19 protein-coding genes are annotated in these 16,401 nt (G+C 67.8%); 5 read left to right on the top strand and 14 right to left on the bottom strand.

Annotated features, from left to right (window positions below; translation table 11 throughout):
- Positions 1-7 precede the first annotated feature (7 nt).
- From ACZ5UI_RS00455 to ACZ5UI_RS00445, 3 genes are all read left to right on the top strand, one after another.
- The gene (locus ACZ5UI_RS00455; RefSeq protein WP_464193044.1) at positions 8-832 is read left to right on the top strand and encodes a class I SAM-dependent methyltransferase; all 825 of its coding nucleotides are present in this window, start codon (positions 8-10) and stop codon (positions 830-832) included.
- Between the two features lie 542 nt (positions 833-1,374).
- Entirely contained in the window at positions 1,375-1,842 is a 468-nt protein-coding gene (locus tag ACZ5UI_RS00450) for a hypothetical protein (RefSeq protein ID WP_464193042.1), read from the top strand.
- Between the two features lie 396 nt (positions 1,843-2,238).
- The gene (locus tag ACZ5UI_RS00445; RefSeq protein WP_464193039.1) at positions 2,239-2,631 is read left to right on the top strand and encodes a hypothetical protein; all 393 of its coding nucleotides are present in this window, start codon (positions 2,239-2,241) and stop codon (positions 2,629-2,631) included.
- Between the two features lie 925 nt (positions 2,632-3,556).
- Here the strand turns inward: ACZ5UI_RS00445 and ACZ5UI_RS00440 are convergent.
- Positions 3,557-4,102, bottom strand: coding sequence for a hypothetical protein (locus ACZ5UI_RS00440; protein WP_464193037.1), 546 nt, complete (start codon positions 4,100-4,102; stop codon positions 3,557-3,559).
- Positions 4,103-4,322: 220 nt separating this feature from the next.
- On the opposite strand from ACZ5UI_RS00440, the gene ACZ5UI_RS00435 reads away from it, so the two are divergent.
- Positions 4,323-5,228, top strand: a complete 906-nt coding sequence (locus tag ACZ5UI_RS00435) for a DUF4304 domain-containing protein (protein ID WP_464193034.1) — start codon at positions 4,323-4,325, stop codon at positions 5,226-5,228.
- Positions 5,229-5,255: 27 nt separating this feature from the next.
- Here the strand turns inward: ACZ5UI_RS00435 and ACZ5UI_RS00430 are convergent, their stop codons facing one another.
- The 10 genes from ACZ5UI_RS00430 to ACZ5UI_RS00385 form a co-directional block, all read right to left on the bottom strand.
- Positions 5,256-6,347, bottom strand: coding sequence for a cobalamin-independent methionine synthase II family protein (locus ACZ5UI_RS00430; protein ID WP_464193032.1), 1,092 nt, complete (start codon positions 6,345-6,347; stop codon positions 5,256-5,258).
- Positions 6,348-6,504: 157 nt separating this feature from the next.
- Positions 6,505-6,930 carry an ATP synthase F1 subunit epsilon gene (gene atpC, locus ACZ5UI_RS00425; protein ID WP_464193029.1) on the bottom strand — a complete coding sequence of 142 codons (426 nt, stop codon included), beginning with the start codon at positions 6,928-6,930 and terminating at the stop codon, positions 6,505-6,507.
- A 5-nt stretch (positions 6,931-6,935) separates the two neighbouring features.
- Complete coding sequence (gene atpD / locus ACZ5UI_RS00420) at positions 6,936-8,390, bottom strand: F0F1 ATP synthase subunit beta (RefSeq protein WP_464193027.1); 1,455 nt, start codon at positions 8,388-8,390, stop codon at positions 6,936-6,938.
- 8 nt (positions 8,391-8,398) lie between these two features.
- Positions 8,399-9,301 (bottom strand): ATP synthase F1 subunit gamma, encoded by a 903-nt coding sequence (gene atpG / locus ACZ5UI_RS00415; protein WP_464193025.1) that lies wholly within the window; start codon positions 9,299-9,301, stop codon positions 8,399-8,401.
- Positions 9,301-10,929: a F0F1 ATP synthase subunit alpha gene (gene atpA / locus ACZ5UI_RS00410; RefSeq protein ID WP_464193023.1), complete on the bottom strand. Its 1,629-nt coding sequence runs from the start codon at positions 10,927-10,929 to the stop codon at positions 9,301-9,303. The genes atpG and atpA overlap by 1 nt, the downstream gene beginning before the upstream one ends.
- Positions 10,930-10,936: 7 nt before the next feature.
- Positions 10,937-11,467 (bottom strand): ATP synthase F1 subunit delta, encoded by a 531-nt coding sequence (atpH, locus tag ACZ5UI_RS00405; protein ID WP_464193020.1) that lies wholly within the window; start codon positions 11,465-11,467, stop codon positions 10,937-10,939.
- Positions 11,468-12,034: a F0F1 ATP synthase subunit B gene (gene atpF / locus ACZ5UI_RS00400; RefSeq protein WP_464193018.1), complete on the bottom strand. Its 567-nt coding sequence runs from the start codon at positions 12,032-12,034 to the stop codon at positions 11,468-11,470.
- Between the two features lie 3 nt (positions 12,035-12,037).
- The gene (atpE, locus tag ACZ5UI_RS00395; protein WP_464193015.1) at positions 12,038-12,319 is read right to left on the bottom strand and encodes an ATP synthase F0 subunit C; all 282 of its coding nucleotides are present in this window, start codon (positions 12,317-12,319) and stop codon (positions 12,038-12,040) included.
- Between the two features lie 22 nt (positions 12,320-12,341).
- The gene (atpB, locus tag ACZ5UI_RS00390; protein WP_464193013.1) at positions 12,342-13,241 is read right to left on the bottom strand and encodes a F0F1 ATP synthase subunit A; all 900 of its coding nucleotides are present in this window, start codon (positions 13,239-13,241) and stop codon (positions 12,342-12,344) included.
- Entirely contained in the window at positions 13,238-13,615 is a 378-nt protein-coding gene (locus ACZ5UI_RS00385) for a hypothetical protein (protein WP_464193011.1), read from the bottom strand. The genes atpB and ACZ5UI_RS00385 overlap by 4 nt, the downstream gene beginning before the upstream one ends.
- Positions 13,616-14,111: 496 nt before the next feature.
- Between ACZ5UI_RS00385 and ACZ5UI_RS00380 the strand changes: the two genes are divergently transcribed.
- Positions 14,112-14,333 (top strand): hypothetical protein, encoded by a 222-nt coding sequence (locus tag ACZ5UI_RS00380; RefSeq protein ID WP_464193008.1) that lies wholly within the window; start codon positions 14,112-14,114, stop codon positions 14,331-14,333.
- A gap of 50 nt (positions 14,334-14,383) precedes the next feature.
- Here the strand turns inward: ACZ5UI_RS00380 and ACZ5UI_RS00375 are convergent, their stop codons facing one another.
- The 3 genes from ACZ5UI_RS00375 to ACZ5UI_RS00365 form a co-directional block, all read right to left on the bottom strand.
- A complete protein-coding gene (locus ACZ5UI_RS00375; protein WP_464193006.1) occupies positions 14,384-14,752 on the bottom strand; it encodes a cupin domain-containing protein in 369 nt (122 codons plus the stop codon).
- Positions 14,753-14,793: 41 nt separating this feature from the next.
- A complete protein-coding gene (locus ACZ5UI_RS00370; protein ID WP_464193003.1) occupies positions 14,794-15,099 on the bottom strand; it encodes a hypothetical protein in 306 nt (101 codons plus the stop codon).
- Between the two features lie 162 nt (positions 15,100-15,261).
- Positions 15,262-16,401: a glycosyltransferase family 4 protein gene (locus tag ACZ5UI_RS00365; RefSeq protein WP_464193001.1), complete on the bottom strand. Its 1,140-nt coding sequence runs from the start codon at positions 16,399-16,401 to the stop codon at positions 15,262-15,264.

Below are 16,401 nucleotides of genomic sequence, written 5' to 3'. Positions count from 1 at the left end.
GTCGCGCATGGACACCGTGCGCAGGGTGCAGGAGGAGCAGCGCGAGCTGTGGAACGGCAGCTCGGGAGAGGCGTGGGTGGCGATCCAGGCGACGACGGACACGCTCTTCGCCCCGCTGTCGGACCGGCTGGCCGAAGAGGCCCTTCCCGGCGAGCGCGTGCTCGACGTGGGCTGCGGCGCGGGCGCGACGACCCGGGCGCTGGCCGCCGCGGTCGGCCCCGAGGGCCAGGCCACGGGCGTGGACATCTCCGCACCGCTGATCGAGGCCGCCCAGGCCCACGGCGGCGCGGCGCAGTTCGTCGTCGCCGACGCGGGCGAGCACGCCTTCGCGCCGGCGACCTACGACCTCGTGGCCTCCCGCTTCGGCGTCATGTTCTTCGCCGACCCCACGGCCGCGTTCGCCAACCTGCGCCGGGCCACCGCCGACGGCGGCCGCCTGCGCGCGATCACCTGGCGGGCGCCCGCCGACAACCCGTTCATGACGACGGCGGCCCGCGCGGCGCGCCCGCTGCTGCCCGACCTCCCCACGCCCCCGACCGACGGCCCGGGCCAGTTCGCCTTCGCCGACGCCGACCGCGTCGCGGGCATCCTCGGCGCCGCGGGTTGGAGCGCGGTCGAGCACCAGCCGCTCGACGTCGAGCTGACGATGCCCGAAGCGGCGCTGGACACCTACCTGACGCTGCTGGGCCCGCTCAGCCGGGTCCTCCCCACGCTCGAGCCCGCCCAGCGCGACCACGTCTTCGCCACGGTCCGCGCCGCGTTCGACCCGTTCGTGGACGGCGACACCGTGCGCTTCATGGTCGGGTGCTGGATGGTGGCCGCGGCGGCGTAGCCAGGCGGAGTGAATTTCGGCTGCTTGCGTGCCGCAGGCGGATAGGCGGGCGCACTGCAAGCGCGACCGATGCGCGAGGTGGCTCGTGCCTGTGGCGACCGGATTCCGTCGCTTGGGCGATGAGCGCGTCCACGGAATCGTCGTCAGGCATTGCCCGCGTGCGTACCACGACAGGTCAATTCTCATCACAAAGCGAAGATCGTCAGTGCTGCATTTTCAGTGAGAAGTAGGGTCAGTCTCACTCACACGCAGGCCCGCCGACGATCTTGCAGCTCGAATGTTCGCAAGTGGGTCTTATGACTCCTATGGGGCCCAGCGCGCCGCCCAGAACCGCACCCTCGCCAGCCGCAACGCCGACGCACGGTATGTCCGAAGTGAGAACTATCGGCAGTCGGTCCAGGCGTTCATGGCCCGAGCGGCAGAGGTGTGGAAAGACAAGCCACTGGTCTGACGCGGACGCGAACCACTACTACGGCAGCTACTGGCGTAAGAATCGACAGATCGAATCGAATCAGCTCGCGCTCGACCCCGTCGCAGACGCTATGGACGCGGCGGTCATGGGCGAGCTGCCTCCTACCGGCGCGCTGTATCAAGACGGGATTACCGACGACTGGGCCCACTTCGGCGCTGGTTCTGGAGGTGATGGTGCCGTCGCTGCACTGTCGAACTGCGAGTTCAGAGCGTTCGCAGATTTCGTACATGTCACAGAGGGCCAGGCTTCGGGGCATGGGTGGTGGAAGAACGTCAACTGCGATTCGAACACAGCAATAGTCACCTTATGGCTTGACCAGTTTATCGCGGATCGGTGGGTGCAAGTTGGCGAGGCAGCAGCGACCTTGTACTCCGGAGGCGGGAGTGGGAAGCGCAACCGGACGACCACAAAAGCGACTTGTGACAGCGAGGCGCTGACGTTCTGGCGGAGTCGCGTCGATGTCGACGTGCTCGGCGTTCCAGACGATCCTGTGGTCGATGCCACTGCGACGCGAATCCTTAAATGCCGGGTAGGATGAGGGGAGGAACGTCATATGGCCTGTCGTTGCCCTTGGCCGCCCGCCGACCTTCTGCCGGTCGGCTCGGAGCGGCCTCTTCGACTCAGGAGCTGGGATGAACGTCAGCGACAGAAGACCAGCCGTAAATGTCGTCGCGGTGCTCGGCTGCGTACTGATTTTCGCCAGCTGCGGACACGGCGAGGGCGAAAGCGTTGTGACGACGCCGCCAGTCGGACCGACAGGCACCGTAAGTACGTTCGATCACATCGGTGCGGCGCGCTAAGGTCGCTCGACGCATGGGCCGACCGGACTACGAAGAATCTGATCGCCGCGCGACTTAGTACTGATCAGGCCTGACCGAGGCCGACTCCGAAAGGCTGGCGCGTTATGGGCTGCGTCGCCCGATTATTGACGATCGTGGACATCGACACGGCGGACGACGCGGGACTGCACAGTTCCATGACCGCATGGCTTGTCGCCCTGATGACTGACGGGCAACGCGTCGTCCTGCTCGCCGACCGCGGCTGGACCGAAACCCGTCGAGGCCCGGTTGCGACGGCAGGACAACCAACAGAAGGTCAACGACTTCTCGACGCGATCGCGGAGATCAAGCAAACTGCTCGCGAGGTAGTCGGACCAGACGAGCCCAGTCCGGGCAGCTCGTCAGAGGAAGCCAAGGCGCAATACTGGGCGGCAATCGCTCGCGGCGTGCAACAACGCGGCGTCAACGTCACACCATCCGATCTCGAGTTGCTTCCGCACGACGTCGAATTAAGCGACCGCGCCCTTGACCGCATCGGTCTCGGTTAGCTGCGTACCCGGCAGCTCGGATCGCCGCGCGAGAACGGGTTCCCACAGAGCAGTAGTGGGGTCGCCCGGGCAGTCGGTGGCTTTACAGAGAGCAGCAATTAGACCTGCGGTCGCTGCGGCGAGGTTCGCGTTCGTGCTCCAGATCTTCGTCGGCGTGCCGACAACACCAGTTCCCTCGGGAATGGCGATCGCGTCATATGCCTGACAACCACATGCGCTCAATGCGCTGTGGCGGAACGACGCTGAGGCGACGTGATCCCTGGTGCCCCTAGCGCAAACGGGTTGCAGCGCAACTACGCTCTTCGTCTGAAGCTGATCCGGGTCGGCTTGGTGGACGGGCCCCGGCCAGAACGGCCCTGCAGCACTAACTCTCATTCGGTGCGTTGCACCTCGATTACGGCCGTCATTGCGTCAACGGTTCTCGGAGTAGCAACCGCAATGGCACTCGTACTACCCGCTAGACACACCCACCGGCCGCACTGAATGTCCCTATTCCTGGTTGACGATGGTTCGTCTCAGCGGATCATGCGGATTACTGATTCGGCGCTCACGGCGGGGTCCAACCCCGCACGTGGAGAAAGTCGTCGGTGGATGTCTTCGAGGGTGGCTTGAGAAGGAAACTGCTCGACAGGAAAACTGACCACGGAAATCCGCAGTATCGTCGCGTCTGGATCTGACGTCTCAGCCCAGGATCGCAGGTCGATGTCTACTACCGTCCCTCCTGGACCAGGGACCGCCCCGAGGTAGCCTCCGTAGAAGCCCAACCAGTGAGTCAGGCTTCTGCCGCCGAGGGCGGCGCGCGCGCTGCGTTGCCTGGGCGAATCGCTGACTGACGGCGGCAGAGCGGACACCTGGACTACGGCCGCACGATATAGGCATAAAACGCCGTCCTCAGCCGCGTACTGAACCGGGCCGAAATATTCCATCACGCCTCGTTGTACGGAGGTTTAGGCTTCTTAGGCGGCTTCTTCTTGCCGCTGTGGTTATCGGGGCTGCCATCGTCGCCATCGGGCCCAATTCCGATCTGAATGCGCTCTACCCCGCACGAAATCCTTGTGCCCTTATACACGTAATAGATGATCATAACCGGCCAGACGATGATGACTTTGTCGACCACGCACTTCAGCAGCTCGTCGGGATCATCTTCGTCATCTGAGCAGACACGGATCACGCCCGGACCGGGGCACGGCTTAGCGCCCAACCCACCACCCCTAAGCGCAACCGTCTTGCCCGTCAGGCCGGTAGCCCCCGTCGGATGGCGCCGGCGGAGTCCGAGTTCGCCCCCGAACGCCATGGCTGCGACTACCAGGTCGGGCTCGCGGTCCGCTCCCACTGCATCCTCGAGGGCAGCGACCACCGGGTCGAGTGCGCGCCGGGCGCCGTACTCGTTGCCCCAGTAGTCGCCGAAGTAGTGGTTGGCCTCGGCGTCGCTCCAGGTGTCATCACTCCACACGGCCTCGGCCTGGGCCATGAAGAGCAGCGCACTCTGGTGCTGGATGTCCTGGCGGGTCCGGCGTCCGGTGGCGTTTCGGCCGGCCAGGGCTTGGTTCTGGGCGGCGCGCTGGGCCCCATAGGAGTCATAAGACCCATTGGGGCGCGGTGCGTTGCGTTGGCGGTTAGGCCGGTTCCGATTCCGCCTCTTCCGGGCGCGAGGATCGCGGCCGTACGGAGGGCATCTAGTGTTCAGCGTCGTGAGCCTGGCTCTGCTACGGGAGTGCGCTGCAGCCTTCGGGCGCGCGGCCGGCTTCGAGCGCTACGGCGACGCTTGGTGCAAGCAGGTCGGCAACTTCGTCTGCGAGTTCGACGTCGACCAGAGCACGCAGATCAACCTGGGTTTCTGGGTCGGGCGCGAGATGTCAGCGCCGCCGGACGATGACGTGGTGCGCCTTCCGCTTGAGCACTTCCTGTCGAGAGAGGACGCCCGAGAGTTCGCGGTTGCCCTGGACCCGGACACCGGCATCGATGAGAACGGTCGTATGTTCCGCTTGCTCGCGGTCCTGTTCCGCACGCTGCCCGTCACCTTCGAGGGCGCCACGTCGCCCGAAGACCTACGGCGTGTGGGTGCTGACCGCTCGACCGGGCGTCGGGTTGCGCCCGGCGTTCCGTTCGGGGAGCGAGTCGCGGCAGCAGACGCTGATCCCGTGCGCAGGACGGTCACGGCGTTCTGCTCTGCCGCCGGGTTCATCGGTCGATCGCGAACGTGGCACCGCTTGTACGACGACGTCACCGTGTCGCTCAACCTCGAGAAATCGCCCTACGGCGCGGCGTACTACCTCAACGTCGGCTTCACCATCCACGCGTTGTCGGCGAAGCAGAAGCCGACGGCCTCCAACTTCGGGGTCGCCTTGCGCTTCGAGGAGCTGTGTCGCTCCGAAGGGCGCACGATGGAGCAGTTGCTGGACCTGGATCGCCCCTTTGACGAGAACGACCGATCGGTGCGTCTGCTCACGCTGCTGGATCGCGACCTGCGGCCGGTGCTCGACCGCGGGTCGACGGTGGCGGGACTGCGCGCGATGTTGGCGGACCGAACGATCCCGGGCTACGTCGTTGTCGGCGCGTACGTCGAGGCACTCGGCAAGCGCCCCGCTGTGCGTTGAGGCCGCGCGCGACTGGCCGCGGGATGCCTAGCCCCACACGGCGTGGGCTACGTCGGCCACGAGCTGCAGCTTGCGCTCCTGGGCCTCCTCGCCCAGCGGGTTGCCGTCGGCCACCGAGGCGAACCCGCATTGCGTCGACAGCCCCAGCTGCTCGCGGGGGAAGTGGCGGGCCGCCTCGTCGATGCGGGCCACCACGTCGTCGGCCGTCTCCTCGTCGCCGCGCTTGGTCGAGACGAGCCCGAGCACGATCTGCCGGTCGTCGGGCGCCTGGGCCAGCGGCTCGAACGAGCCCGAGCGCGGGTCGTCGTACTCGAGCAGGTAGGCGTCGAACGCGGTCGCGCGGGCGAACAGCGCCTGGGCGATGTAGTCGTAGCCGCCGCTGGCCATCCACATGCCGGCGTTGTTGCCGCGGCACAGGTGGATGGCCAGGCGGACGCCCGAGATGCCCTCGACCATGCCGTTGATCAGGTCGATGCCCTCGGCGAGCATGCGCTCGGCCGGCATGCCCCGGGACTCCGCCCAGTCGCGCACCCGGGGATCGACGAGGGTGGCCAGCTCCGGCGCGTCGACCTGGATGTACTCGCACCCCAGGGCGACGAGCTCCTGGACCTCCGAGCGCCCGACTTCCGCGGCATCGGCGAACATCGCGAACGCGTCGTCGTAGGCGGCCGTCGAGTACTCCGGGCTCCACAGGCCGTAGAGCATCAGCGGGCTCGGCACGGTGACCTTCAGCGGCCGCCGGGCCCGGGCCCGCGCGTAGCTGAACTCCTCGCAGACCAGCGAGCGCACCTTGCGCAGCTTCGAGGTGACCGCCACCGGCAGGACCCACTCGAACTCGCCCTGCTCGGCGGTGGCCCAGGGCATCGGGTTGCCGTGCTCGACCGGCTCGATCCCCTCCACCGTCTCGGTGATCGGCCCCATGAACATGTAGCGCCGCATCTCGCCGTCGGTGACCACCTCGACCCCGGCGCCCTCCTGCGCGGCGATCACCTGGTCGACCGCTCGGTCCTCGATGCGCTTGAACTCGGCCGGCGTCAGCGTGCCCGCCTGGACGTCCGCGCGAGCGCGCGTCAGATACGTCGGCCGCAGCATCGAGCCGACCACCTCTGCTCGGAACATCTCTCTCCTCCAGTCCTCGAGTTGGGCGGAGGCTAACGGCAAACAGCGACGTGCCTGCTCGAACACGTGCTGGGGACGTGTTCGAGCAGGCACGTCAGGCCGGAGCTCTCGCCCCGGCCTCGCTTCCTTCGATGATGTCGTTGGCCCGAGCGAACGCTCAGTGGGCTTCGCTGCCGCCCTGCGCGATGCGCAGGAAGGCTTCCCAGCGGCGCTTGTCGCGCTGGGCGGCCCGCTCGGCCTCGGAGCCCTCTTCGGCGTCGCGCAGCGCCTCCTCGGCCCGCGTCAGGCGGTCCTGGAGCTGCGCGGTGTCGAGCTCGCCCGGCTCGTGGGCCTCCTCGACGAGCACCAGCGCGTGGTTCTCGCCGACCTGGAGGTAGCCCTCGCCCTGGGCGAAGCGGATGATCTCGGACTCCGACTTGTAGAGCCGCAGCTCGGTCGGGTCCAGCATCGCCAGCAGGGGCGTGTGGTGGGCGAGCACGCCGATCGAGCCGACCGACGTGCGCGTCGAGAGCATCTCGACCTCGTCGTTGAAGACCTCGCCTTCCGGCGTGAGGACCTCAACCGTGAACGTGGACTTGGCCATCCGGCTCAGCCCTTGTTCGCTGCCTCGACGACGTCGTCGATCGTGCCCTTCAGCAGGAAGAACGACTCCGCGATGTCGTCGTGCTTGCCCTCGAGGATCTCCTTGAAGCCACGGATCGTCTCGGCGATCGGCACGTACTGGCCGGGGGTGCCGGTGAACTGCTCGGCCACGTGGAACGGCTGCGACAGGAAGCGCTCGATGCGACGCGCGCGACCGACGATCAGCTTGTCCTCGTCGGAGAGCTCGTCGATGCCGAGGATCGCGATGATGTCCTGCAGCTCCTTGTAGCGCTGCAGGATCTCCTTGACCTGGTTGGCGACCGTGAAGTGCTCCTCGCCGAGGATCTCGGCCTTGAGGATCGTCGAGGTCGAGTCCAGCGGGTCGACGGCCGGGTAGATGCCCTTCTCGGAGATCGACCGCGACAGCGTCGTGGTCGCGTTGAGGTGGGCGAACACCGAGGCCGGGGCCGGGTCGGTGAGGTCGTCAGCCGGGACGTAGATGGCCTGGATCGAGGTGACGGAGCCCTTGCGCGTCGAGGTGATGCGCTCCTGCAGCTGGCCCATCTCGGTCTCCAGCGTCGGCTGGTAGCCCACCTGCGACGGCATGCGGCCCAGCAGCGCGGACACCTCGGAGCCGGCCTGCACGAACCGGAAGATGTTGTCGATGAACAGCAGCACGTCCTGGCCCTCCTCATCGCGGAAGTACTCCGCCATGGTCAGGCCCGACAGCGCCACGCGCATGCGCGCTCCGGGAGGCTCGTTCATCTGGCCGAAGACGAGCATCGTCTTGTCGATGACGCCCGACTCCTTCATCTCCATCCACAGGTCGTTGCCCTCGCGGGAACGCTCGCCCACGCCCACGAACGCCGACAGACCGCCGTGCTCCTGGGCCAGGTTGTTGATGAGCTCCTGGATGAGCACGGTCTTGCCCACGCCGGCGCCGCCGAACAGGCCGACCTTGCCGCCCTTGGCGTAGGGCGCCAGCAGGTCGACGACCTTGATGCCGGTCTCGAACATCTCCGTCGTCGGGGTCAGGTCCTCGACGGTCGGGGCGCTGCGGTGGATCGGCCATCGCTCCAGGTCGGCGTCGAGCGCCTCGCCCAGGTCGATCGGATCGCCCAGCAGGTTGAAGATGCGCCCCAGCGTCGCGCGGCCCACCGGCACGGTGATCGGGCCGCCGGTGTCGATGACCTCGGTGCCGCGGCTCAGGCCGTCGGTCGTGTCCATCGCGACGCAGCGCACGCGGTCGTCGCCCAGGTGCTGCTGCACCTCCAGGACGAGGAACTCCTCCTCGGAGCCGGCCGAGATGCCCTCGGCCTCCTCTTCCTTGTTGGCGGCGCTGCGGGCGATGTGCAGCGCGCTGTTGATCTCGGGCAGCTTGTCGGGGAACACGGCCTCGATGACGACGCCCTGGATCTCCTCGATGCGCCCGACGTTCTTGGTCTGCGTATCAGTTGCCACGGTTTCTCCTAGACCAGCGACTCGGCGCCGGCGACGACTTCCATGATTTCTTGGGTGATGTCCGCCTGGCGGGCGCGGTTCATCTCCAGCGTCAGGTCTTCGATCAGATCGCCCGCGTTCTCGGAGGCGTTGCGCATGGCGGTCATGCGCGCGCCGTGCTCGGACGCGGTCGACTCCAGCAGCGCGCGGAAGATCGAGATCTCGACGTAGTCCGGCACGAGCCGACGGAGGATCTCCTCGGGATCGGGCTCGTACTCGACGAGCGCGCGCTTGTGCTCGCTCTCGCCGTCGGAGCCCTCCTCGGAGGCCTCCTCCAGGATCGTCGCCTGCTGCAGCGGCAGCAGCGTCTCGCGACGCACCTCCTGGGTCAGCGGCGAGATGTAGCCGTTGTAGAAGACCTCGACCTGGTCGACGTCCCCGTCGACGTAGGCGGTCATCAGGCCCTCGGCGATGTCGCGCGCGTCGGCGTAGGCCGGGCGGTCGGTGAACCCGACCCACTCGCCCTTGGGGTCGCGCTTGCGGAACTTCAGCGTCGACACGCCACGCCGGCCGGAGGCGAAGAACACGACCTGCTTGCCCTCGTGCTCGAGCTCGGCCGCGCGGCGGATGCCCGCGCGGATGATCTGCGAGTTGAACGCGCCGGCCAGGCCGCGGTCACCGGTGACGAGCATGATCCCGACCGTGTCGATCGAGTCGTGCTCGTTGAGGATCGGCAGCGACGGCACGTTCTCGGCCGCCTCGGCCGCCTGCTTGGTCATGCGCCGGATCGCCCCTGCGTAGGGACGCAGGTGGGCGATCCGCTGCTCGGCCCGGCGCAGGCGCGCCGCGGCGACCATCTGCATGGCGCGCGTGATCTTCTCGATGTTCTGCACCGAGGAGATCCGGTTCTTCACATCGCGCTGGCTGGCCATCAGGCGACCGCGGCCTCCGCGGTGTCCTTGGCGTCGGCCTCGTCCTCGGACGCCTCTTCGCTGCGCGACTGGACGCGATCGGAGTCACCGGACTCGACCGGCTGGCCGCTCTCGTCCAGGTCGTAGCCGAAGTCGTCGGCGAACTCGGCGATCGCCGACTTCAGCGCCTCCTGCGTCTCGTCGGACCAGTCACCGCCCGCGATCTTCTCCAGCAGCTCCGCGTTCTCCGAGCGGGCGCGCTGGGTCAGCGCGTCCAGGAACTCCGGCACGCGGTCGGTGGTGATGCGGTCCACGAAGCCGTTGGCGGCGGCGTAGATCTGCAGCACCTGCTCCTGCACCGGCAGCGGCGAGCGCTCGCTCTGGTTCAGCGTCGCGACCAGGCGGTCGCCACGGGCCAGCGTCTGCTGGGTGGCGGCGTCCAGGTCGGAGCCGAACTGCGCGAAGGCCTCGAGGTCGCGGTACTGCGACAGGTCGATCTTCAGACGGCCGGCGATCTTCTTCATCGGGCCGATCTGCGCGTTGCCGCCCACGCGGGACACCGAGATGCCCACGTTGATGGCCGGACGCACGCCCGAGTAGAACAGCTTGGGCTCGAGGAAGATCTGGCCGTCGGTGATCGAGATGACGTTCGTCGGGATGTAGGCCGACACGTCGCCCGCCTGCGTCTCGATGACGGGCAGGGCGGTCAGCGAACCGGCGCCCAGGTCGTCGTTGAGCTTGACCGCGCGCTCGAGCAGGCGGCTGTGCAGGTAGAACACGTCGCCCGGGTAGGCCTCGCGACCCGGCGGGCGGCGCAGCAGCAGCGACATCTGGCGGTAGGCGTACGCGTGCTTGGTCAGGTCGTCGTAGACCGCCAGCGCGTGGCCGCCCTTGTAGAGGAAGTACTCGGCCATGGCGCAACCGGCGTAGGGCGCCATGAACTTGATCGGCGCGGCCTCGTCGGCGCCGGCGGCCACGATGATCGTGTTCTCCAGGGCGCCGGCCTCGGCCAGCGTCTCGGCCAGGGCCACGACGGTCGCCATGCGCTGGCCGATGGCCACGTACACGGAGACGACGCCGGAGTCCTTGTTGTTGATGATCGTGTCGATGGCGATCGTCGTCTTGCCGGTCTGACGGTCGCCGATGATCAGCTCGCGCTGGCCACGGCCGATCGGGATCATCGAGTCGATGGCCTTCAGGCCGGTCTGGAGCGGCTCGTGGACCGACTTGCGCTGCACGACGCCGGGGGCCTTGAACTCGGCCGGGCGCGTCTCGGTCGTCTCGATGTCGCCCTTGCCGTCCAGCGGACGGCCGAGCGGATCGACGATGCGGCCCAGCAGGGCCTCGCCCACGGGGATCTCGAGGAGGCGGCCGGTGCGCTTGACCGTGTCGCCCTCGACGATCTTCTCCCAGGGGCCGAACAGCACGACGCCGACGTTGTCGGACTCGAGGTTCAGCGCCAGGCCGGTGACGTCATGGGGGAGCTCGAGCGTCTCGAAGCTCATGCAGTTCTCGAGGCCGTGCACGCGGGCGATGCCGTCCGCGACGGAGAGGACCGTGCCGACCTCGGTGAGCTCGGCCTGGCCGGCGTCGAGGCCTTCGATGCGGCTCTTGAGGATGGAGGTGATCTCGTCGGGCTTGATCTGCACTGGGGTGTCAGCTCCTGGCGACTTGCTTTCTCAGTGACTCGAGGCGGTTGCGAATCGACGCGTCCAGAATGGAGTTGCCGACGCGCAGGACGATGCCGCCGAGGATGTCGGGGTTAACGGTGGCGGTGACGTCGACCTTGCGGCCGGTCCGTTCACCGATCGTGCGACCGAGGTTGGCGACGGTGTCGTCGTCAAGCGCGATGGCACTGGTGAGCTGCACGGACAGGAGCTTGTTCTCCTCCCGCCACAGCGTGTCGAACTCCCGCCGGATGCGGAAGATCGCCGGCATGCGGTGCTTCTCCACGAGCAGCTCGAGGAAGTTCGTGACGGCGTCCGAGGCGCCGCTGATGGCCTTGTGCAGCCCATCCTTCTTCTCCTCGGTGGAGAAGTAGGGCGAGAACAGGAAGGTCTGCAGCTCGCGGGACTCGTCGACCGCGTCGGCGAACTGCGCGAGCTGATCGCGCACTTCGTCGAGGTCGCCCTGACTCTGGGCGACCTCGAACAGCGCACGCGCGTAGACCTGCGCGATCTCCTCCACTTACTCGTTCCCCTCCCGCGTCAACGCGGAGAAGTCGAGCTCGGAGAGCGCCTCGTCGACCAGACGGCGCTGGTCAGCGTCGTCGAGCACCTTGCGGGTGACCTTCTCGGTGGCCAGCACGGTGAGGTCGGCGACCTCCGCGCGGATCTCCTGGATCGCGCGGCGCGTCTCGGCCTCGACGTCCCGTCGGGTCTGCTCCATGAGCTCCTCGCGCTGCTTGCGCGCGGCCTCGAGCGACTCGCGCTCGTTGACCTCGGCCGCCTTGCGCGAGCGCGCGACGATCTCCTCGGCCTGGACCCGAGCCTCCTTGAGGCGCTCGCGGTACTCGGCCAGCAGCTCCTCGGCCTCGGCCTTCGTCCGCTCGGAGGCGTCGATGGCGTCCTCGATCGACTTCTGGCGCTTGTCCAGCGCCGCAGCGATCGGGGGGAAGGCGAGCTTCCACAGCACGAACAGGGTGATGCCGAACGCGATCAGCGTCCAGATCATGATACCGACGTTCGGGCTGACGAGGAAGTTGCCCCCGCCCTCCTCCTCGGCTGCGAAGACGCTGATGACCGTCGTGCTCATGCGCTAGGCCGACAGGAAGAAGGCGATCAGGCCGAAGATGAACGCGTAGAAGACGATCGCCTCGGTCAGGGCGAAGCCAAGCCACTGAATCGAGGTGATCTCGTCGCGCATCTCGGGCTGGCGGGTCACCGACTCGATGACCTTGCCGAAGATGTAGCCCACGCCGACGCCCGGGCCGATGGTGCCAAGACCGGCGCCCACGCCGAGCGCGATCGCGCGCAGACCCTTGGCGGTCGCTTCGTCTGAAGCCGCCTGGGCGAGGATGCCGATGCTGTCGAGGTCCACGGTACTCGTTGCTCCTTTGTGCTTAGTGCTCGTCGGCGACGGCGCCGCCGAGATAGATCGCGGTGAGGGTGGCGAAGATGAACGCCTGCAGCGTCGCCACCAGGCCCACTTCGAACAGGAAGAAGGCGACGGCGATCGGGACGGTGATGATCCCGAGCGCCGGCAGTCCCAGCAGGACCACCAGGCCGCCGGCCATGAACAGGATCAGCAGGTGGCCGGCAAGGATGTTGGCGAACAGTCGGACGCTCAGCGAGATGATGCGCACGAAGTGCGAGATCACCTCGATGAAGAAGATCGGCACGGCCGCGGGGCCTTCGACGCCCGCGGGGACCCAGCTCTTCAGGTAGCCGATCGGGCCCTTGGCCCGGACGCCCTCGACGTGGTAGCTGATCCACACGACGAGCGTGAGGGCCAGCGGCACGGAGATGTTGGCGGTGGCGGCGTAGAGCGCGAACGACGGGATCTGCGCGCCGAACAGGTCGAACTTCTCGTGCGTGTTCGTCGGCAGCGGGACGTAGCCGATCATGTTCGACCACCAGATGAACAGGAAGAGCGCCCCGATGAACGGGAACCACTTCTTCGCCATCGGGGCGTCCATGTTGCCGCCCGCGATGTTCGTCTTCATGAGCTGGTAGGCGCTCTCGACGGCGGTCTGGACTTTGTTGGGCCGCTGCTTCATCCGCTTGGCCACGTAGAGCATCGTCCAGATCGTCAGCACGGCGGCGAGCGCCAGGTACAGGACGGCCTTGTTGATCGACATGTTGATCGGCCCGAGGTGGATCGGGATCCAATCGTCGAGCTTGAACTCGTTCTGCGGCTTGTAGGCCGTGTTCTGGCCCGACGAGCCGTAGACGACATACAGGACGATCAGGAGGACCATCGGGGTGAGGACCCCGATGATGGTGAGGGCGCGCTTGCTCAAGTGGTCGGTTGGTGGGTGTCGAAGGGACGGAGGATGAAGGACGTCGAGAACCAGACGGTGAAGATCACGAGGAACAGCACGCCGGCGGCGAGACCCGATGCGTCATCGACCCCGAGGCCGACGGCGAGGATGGTAAGGGCAACGAGCCAACCGCGCCCGATCATCGACCCGGTCATGATCCCGGCCATGCTCTTGAGGTCGTCGGTCTCGCGCGCCTTGCGGTTGGCGTAGGTGCCGATCGCCTTCTGCACGACCCACGCGAACGTGGCCGCCGCCCAGCCGGCCACGGGCCAGCCGGCGACGATGAACACCGGCAGCGCGATGACCAGCAAGGCGATGTCGAGGTGGCGGAGGAAGAAGAGCGGATCGTTCATGGGACGGTGAACTTCGACTCAGTGATCGCCGCGCGCGGGACGGCGACGCGGCGAGCGGAGGATCATGGCCGTCCGCTCGATCGCCCGGCAGTGGCGGCGCAGACCGACGCGGTCACGCTTGGGGCGCGTGACGCGGCGGGCATCGGAACGGCGCGCGCGAGATGGCTTGGGGCCGCGGCACGGCTCAGGCCGGGACGGCGGCTGGACCGGCTCATCGTCGCGGGGCGCGGTGGGATCAAAGTCGGGCATGACAAGGGGTGCGGGAGCACCGAGGGAGTGGGACCATAGGGACCTTCGACCCTCCGTGCACCGCGGGTACGGCGGCAGGGCGCAGAGCATAGCGGGTTTGTGCGACTTTGTGACAAGTTTGTGACAGTTGACCCTAACCTGGCGCGCCGCGGCGTCTGTCGCGAACCTGACGCTCGGCCGTGGACGCAGGCGACAGTCACCCGCCCGATGCCCGCGGGGCACGAGGACCCCGACCCCGCTGACGCGCGTGGCCGACCGGGTCACGGGCCATGCCTGGAACACCGGCCCGGGCGGCGCGACCCGCCTCGAGTGCGTCGGCTACGCGGACGCGATCAACGCCCTCGCCGACGCCGTCGACGTCGAGCTGGAGGAAGGCACCGACAACCTCGAGGACATCGTCGACGCGATGGAAGGGGTGCAGAAGGCCGGCAAGGCGCGCGGCTGCACCTTCCTCTCCAACCCGTCCTGACACCATCGCGTCGTGGACCAGGCCGATCTTCACGCCGCCGGGTCCGGTCGCTACTCGCCCTCGGTGATGAACGTGTCCTCGTGCGTGTACGACGGTGAGCAGCTGCACATCAGCACGAGCGCCTCGTCGGGGCCGGCGAACAGCTTGTGGCGCATGCCGGGCAGCAGGACGACGCAGTCGCCCGGCCCGACCTCGCGCTCCTCGCCGTCGACCCGGATGCGGCCGTGGCCCGCGGTGAAGAAGTAGATCTCCTCGGAGACCTGGTGGTAGTGCTCGTCGGTGGTCCCGCCGGGCGGGACGGTCGCCTCGGCCAGCGACTGGTTGGCCGACGGGAGCGAGACCCGGCCGGCGAGCTCGCGGATCGAGGAGCCGTCCTTGGTGATGAACGACTCGGACGCGTCGATGTTGGCGGCGTGCATGGGGCGGAGCCTACGCGTGGTGGCCCCGCCCCAGTTGCTCGCTAGGCGATCGCCCGGCGGGCGGTCTCGCGGTCGATCCGGCCCGCGGTGGAGGCCAGGATCAGCGCGATCGCGCGCAGCGGTGCGATGCGTTTGCGCGACGGTGGGTGTCCCGATTCGCGCAGCAGCCTCAGGTGCTCGTGGCGGTGGCTCCCCGGATGGGCGGCGGAGCGCTGGCTGAGCATCTGACGGTTCATCTCGGTGGTGAACACCTGGGTCTTTCCCTTCGGTCGTTGCTGGTCGATGGTCGAAGCGACCACCGCCCGGGAGACGGTTGGGACGTCACGGATGTGACGCTCGAACTCCACGGGCGATGCCCGCGGGTCCGAGAGACGAGGTTCAGCCCGCGAGCAGAGAGTTGACGGCAGCCTGAGGCGCGCCGCGGAGAGCGGCGGAAGGCATCAGGTTGGTGTGCGTCAGCGCGGTACTCATTGAGGAACCTCCCTCACTCGGAGGGAGCTGCGAACGTATCAGGGAGCGCGCCGTTTTTCCAGTGCGTCGAACTCGCCGGTCTCCAGCTCACGGGCGAGCTCCTCGTCGGAGACCTCGGGCCGCCGGCGGCGGAACTTGAAGATCTCCAGCACGTAGACGAGGTACACCGAGGCGGCGATCGCGATCAGCCCCAGCGCGACCATCAGCAGCGTCCACCCGAGGTAGAACTCGCCGCCGTTGTCGGAGTAGGGCACGAACCGCAGGGCCAGCGCCAGCCCGGCCTGGATCAGCGTCCACGCGTACAGGTAGAGCACGGTGCGGCGCTGGCTGAAGCCGATGTTGGCCAGGCGGTGGTGCAGATGCCAGCGGTCGGCGGAGTACACCGGCCGGCGGTACTTCAGCCGCTTGAGCACGACGAACGTCGTGTCCAGGAACGGCACCGTCAGCACGATCAGCGGGAAGATCAGCGCGAGGATCGCGTTCGTCTTCACCGAGCCCTGCACCGCGACGCAGCCGAGCAGCAGGCCGAGCAGCAGCGCGCCCGCGTCGCCCATGAACACCGAGGCCGGGTGGAAGTTCCAGAACAGGAAGCCCAGCGCCGCGCCGCCGACGATCGCCGCCAGCACACCCGCGCTGTCGCGGCCCAGGTCGAAGGCGATCACCGCGAGCGTCGCGCCGGCGATCGCGCAGACCCCGGCGGCCAGGCCGTCGATCCCGTCGGAGAAGTTGACGACGTTCATCACCGCGACGAGGCCGATCACGGTCAGCGGCGCGCCCACGTCGCCGAAGTCGATCGCGCCGACGAACGGGATCGTCACGTTGCTGACCTTCACCCCGGCGGCCACCGGGATCACCGCCGCCAGCGTCATGCCGATCAGCTTGACCAGCGCCGGCATCTCCCAGCGGTCGTCCAGCGCACCGACGAACGTGACCAGCAGCGCGCCGCCGAGGATGCCGCGCAGCTGCTCGTCCCAGTGCAGGAACAGCGCGCACCCGAGCAGCACCCCGGCGAGGATGGCCAGGCCGCCGAACAGCGGCGTCGAGCGCTCCGACAGCCCCCGCTCGCGCGGCTCGTCGACCGCGCCGACCGCCCGCGCGAAGCGGGCGGTGACGGGCGTCAGCGCCGCGGCCGTGGCGGCAGCGACGATGAAGCCGAATACGGCGTCGAGCGGATCCAT

Source organism: Conexibacter sp. JCM 18997 (assembly GCF_055391915.1).
Note: the sequence above shows the minus strand (reverse complement) of the source record. Positions and strands in the feature narration are given on the sequence as shown.

Bases quoted from the DNA above. Each gene is read 5' to 3' on its own strand.
- ACZ5UI_RS00455 (WP_464193044.1), top strand. From the start codon at position 8: ATGGACACCGTGCGCAGGGTGCAGGAGGAGCAGCGCGAGCTGTGGAAC.
- ACZ5UI_RS00450 (WP_464193042.1), top strand. From the start codon at position 1,375: ATGGACGCGGCGGTCATGGGCGAGCTGCCTCCTACCGGCGCGCTGTAT.
- ACZ5UI_RS00440 (WP_464193037.1), bottom strand. From the start codon at position 4,102: ATGGCCCAGGCCGAGGCCGTGTGGAGTGATGACACCTGGAGCGACGCC.
- ACZ5UI_RS00430 (WP_464193032.1), bottom strand. From the start codon at position 6,347: ATGTTCCGAGCAGAGGTGGTCGGCTCGATGCTGCGGCCGACGTATCTG.
- atpC (WP_464193029.1), bottom strand. From the start codon at position 6,930: ATGGCCAAGTCCACGTTCACGGTTGAGGTCCTCACGCCGGAAGGCGAG.
- atpG (WP_464193025.1), bottom strand. From the start codon at position 9,301: ATGGCCAGCCAGCGCGATGTGAAGAACCGGATCTCCTCGGTGCAGAAC.
- atpF (WP_464193018.1), bottom strand. From the start codon at position 12,034: ATGAGCACGACGGTCATCAGCGTCTTCGCAGCCGAGGAGGAGGGCGGG.
- ACZ5UI_RS00385 (WP_464193011.1), bottom strand. From the start codon at position 13,615: ATGAACGATCCGCTCTTCTTCCTCCGCCACCTCGACATCGCCTTGCTG.
- ACZ5UI_RS00375 (WP_464193006.1), bottom strand. From the start codon at position 14,752: ATGCACGCCGCCAACATCGACGCGTCCGAGTCGTTCATCACCAAGGAC.
- ACZ5UI_RS00365 (WP_464193001.1), bottom strand. From the start codon at position 16,401: ATGGATCCGCTCGACGCCGTATTCGGCTTCATCGTCGCTGCCGCCACG.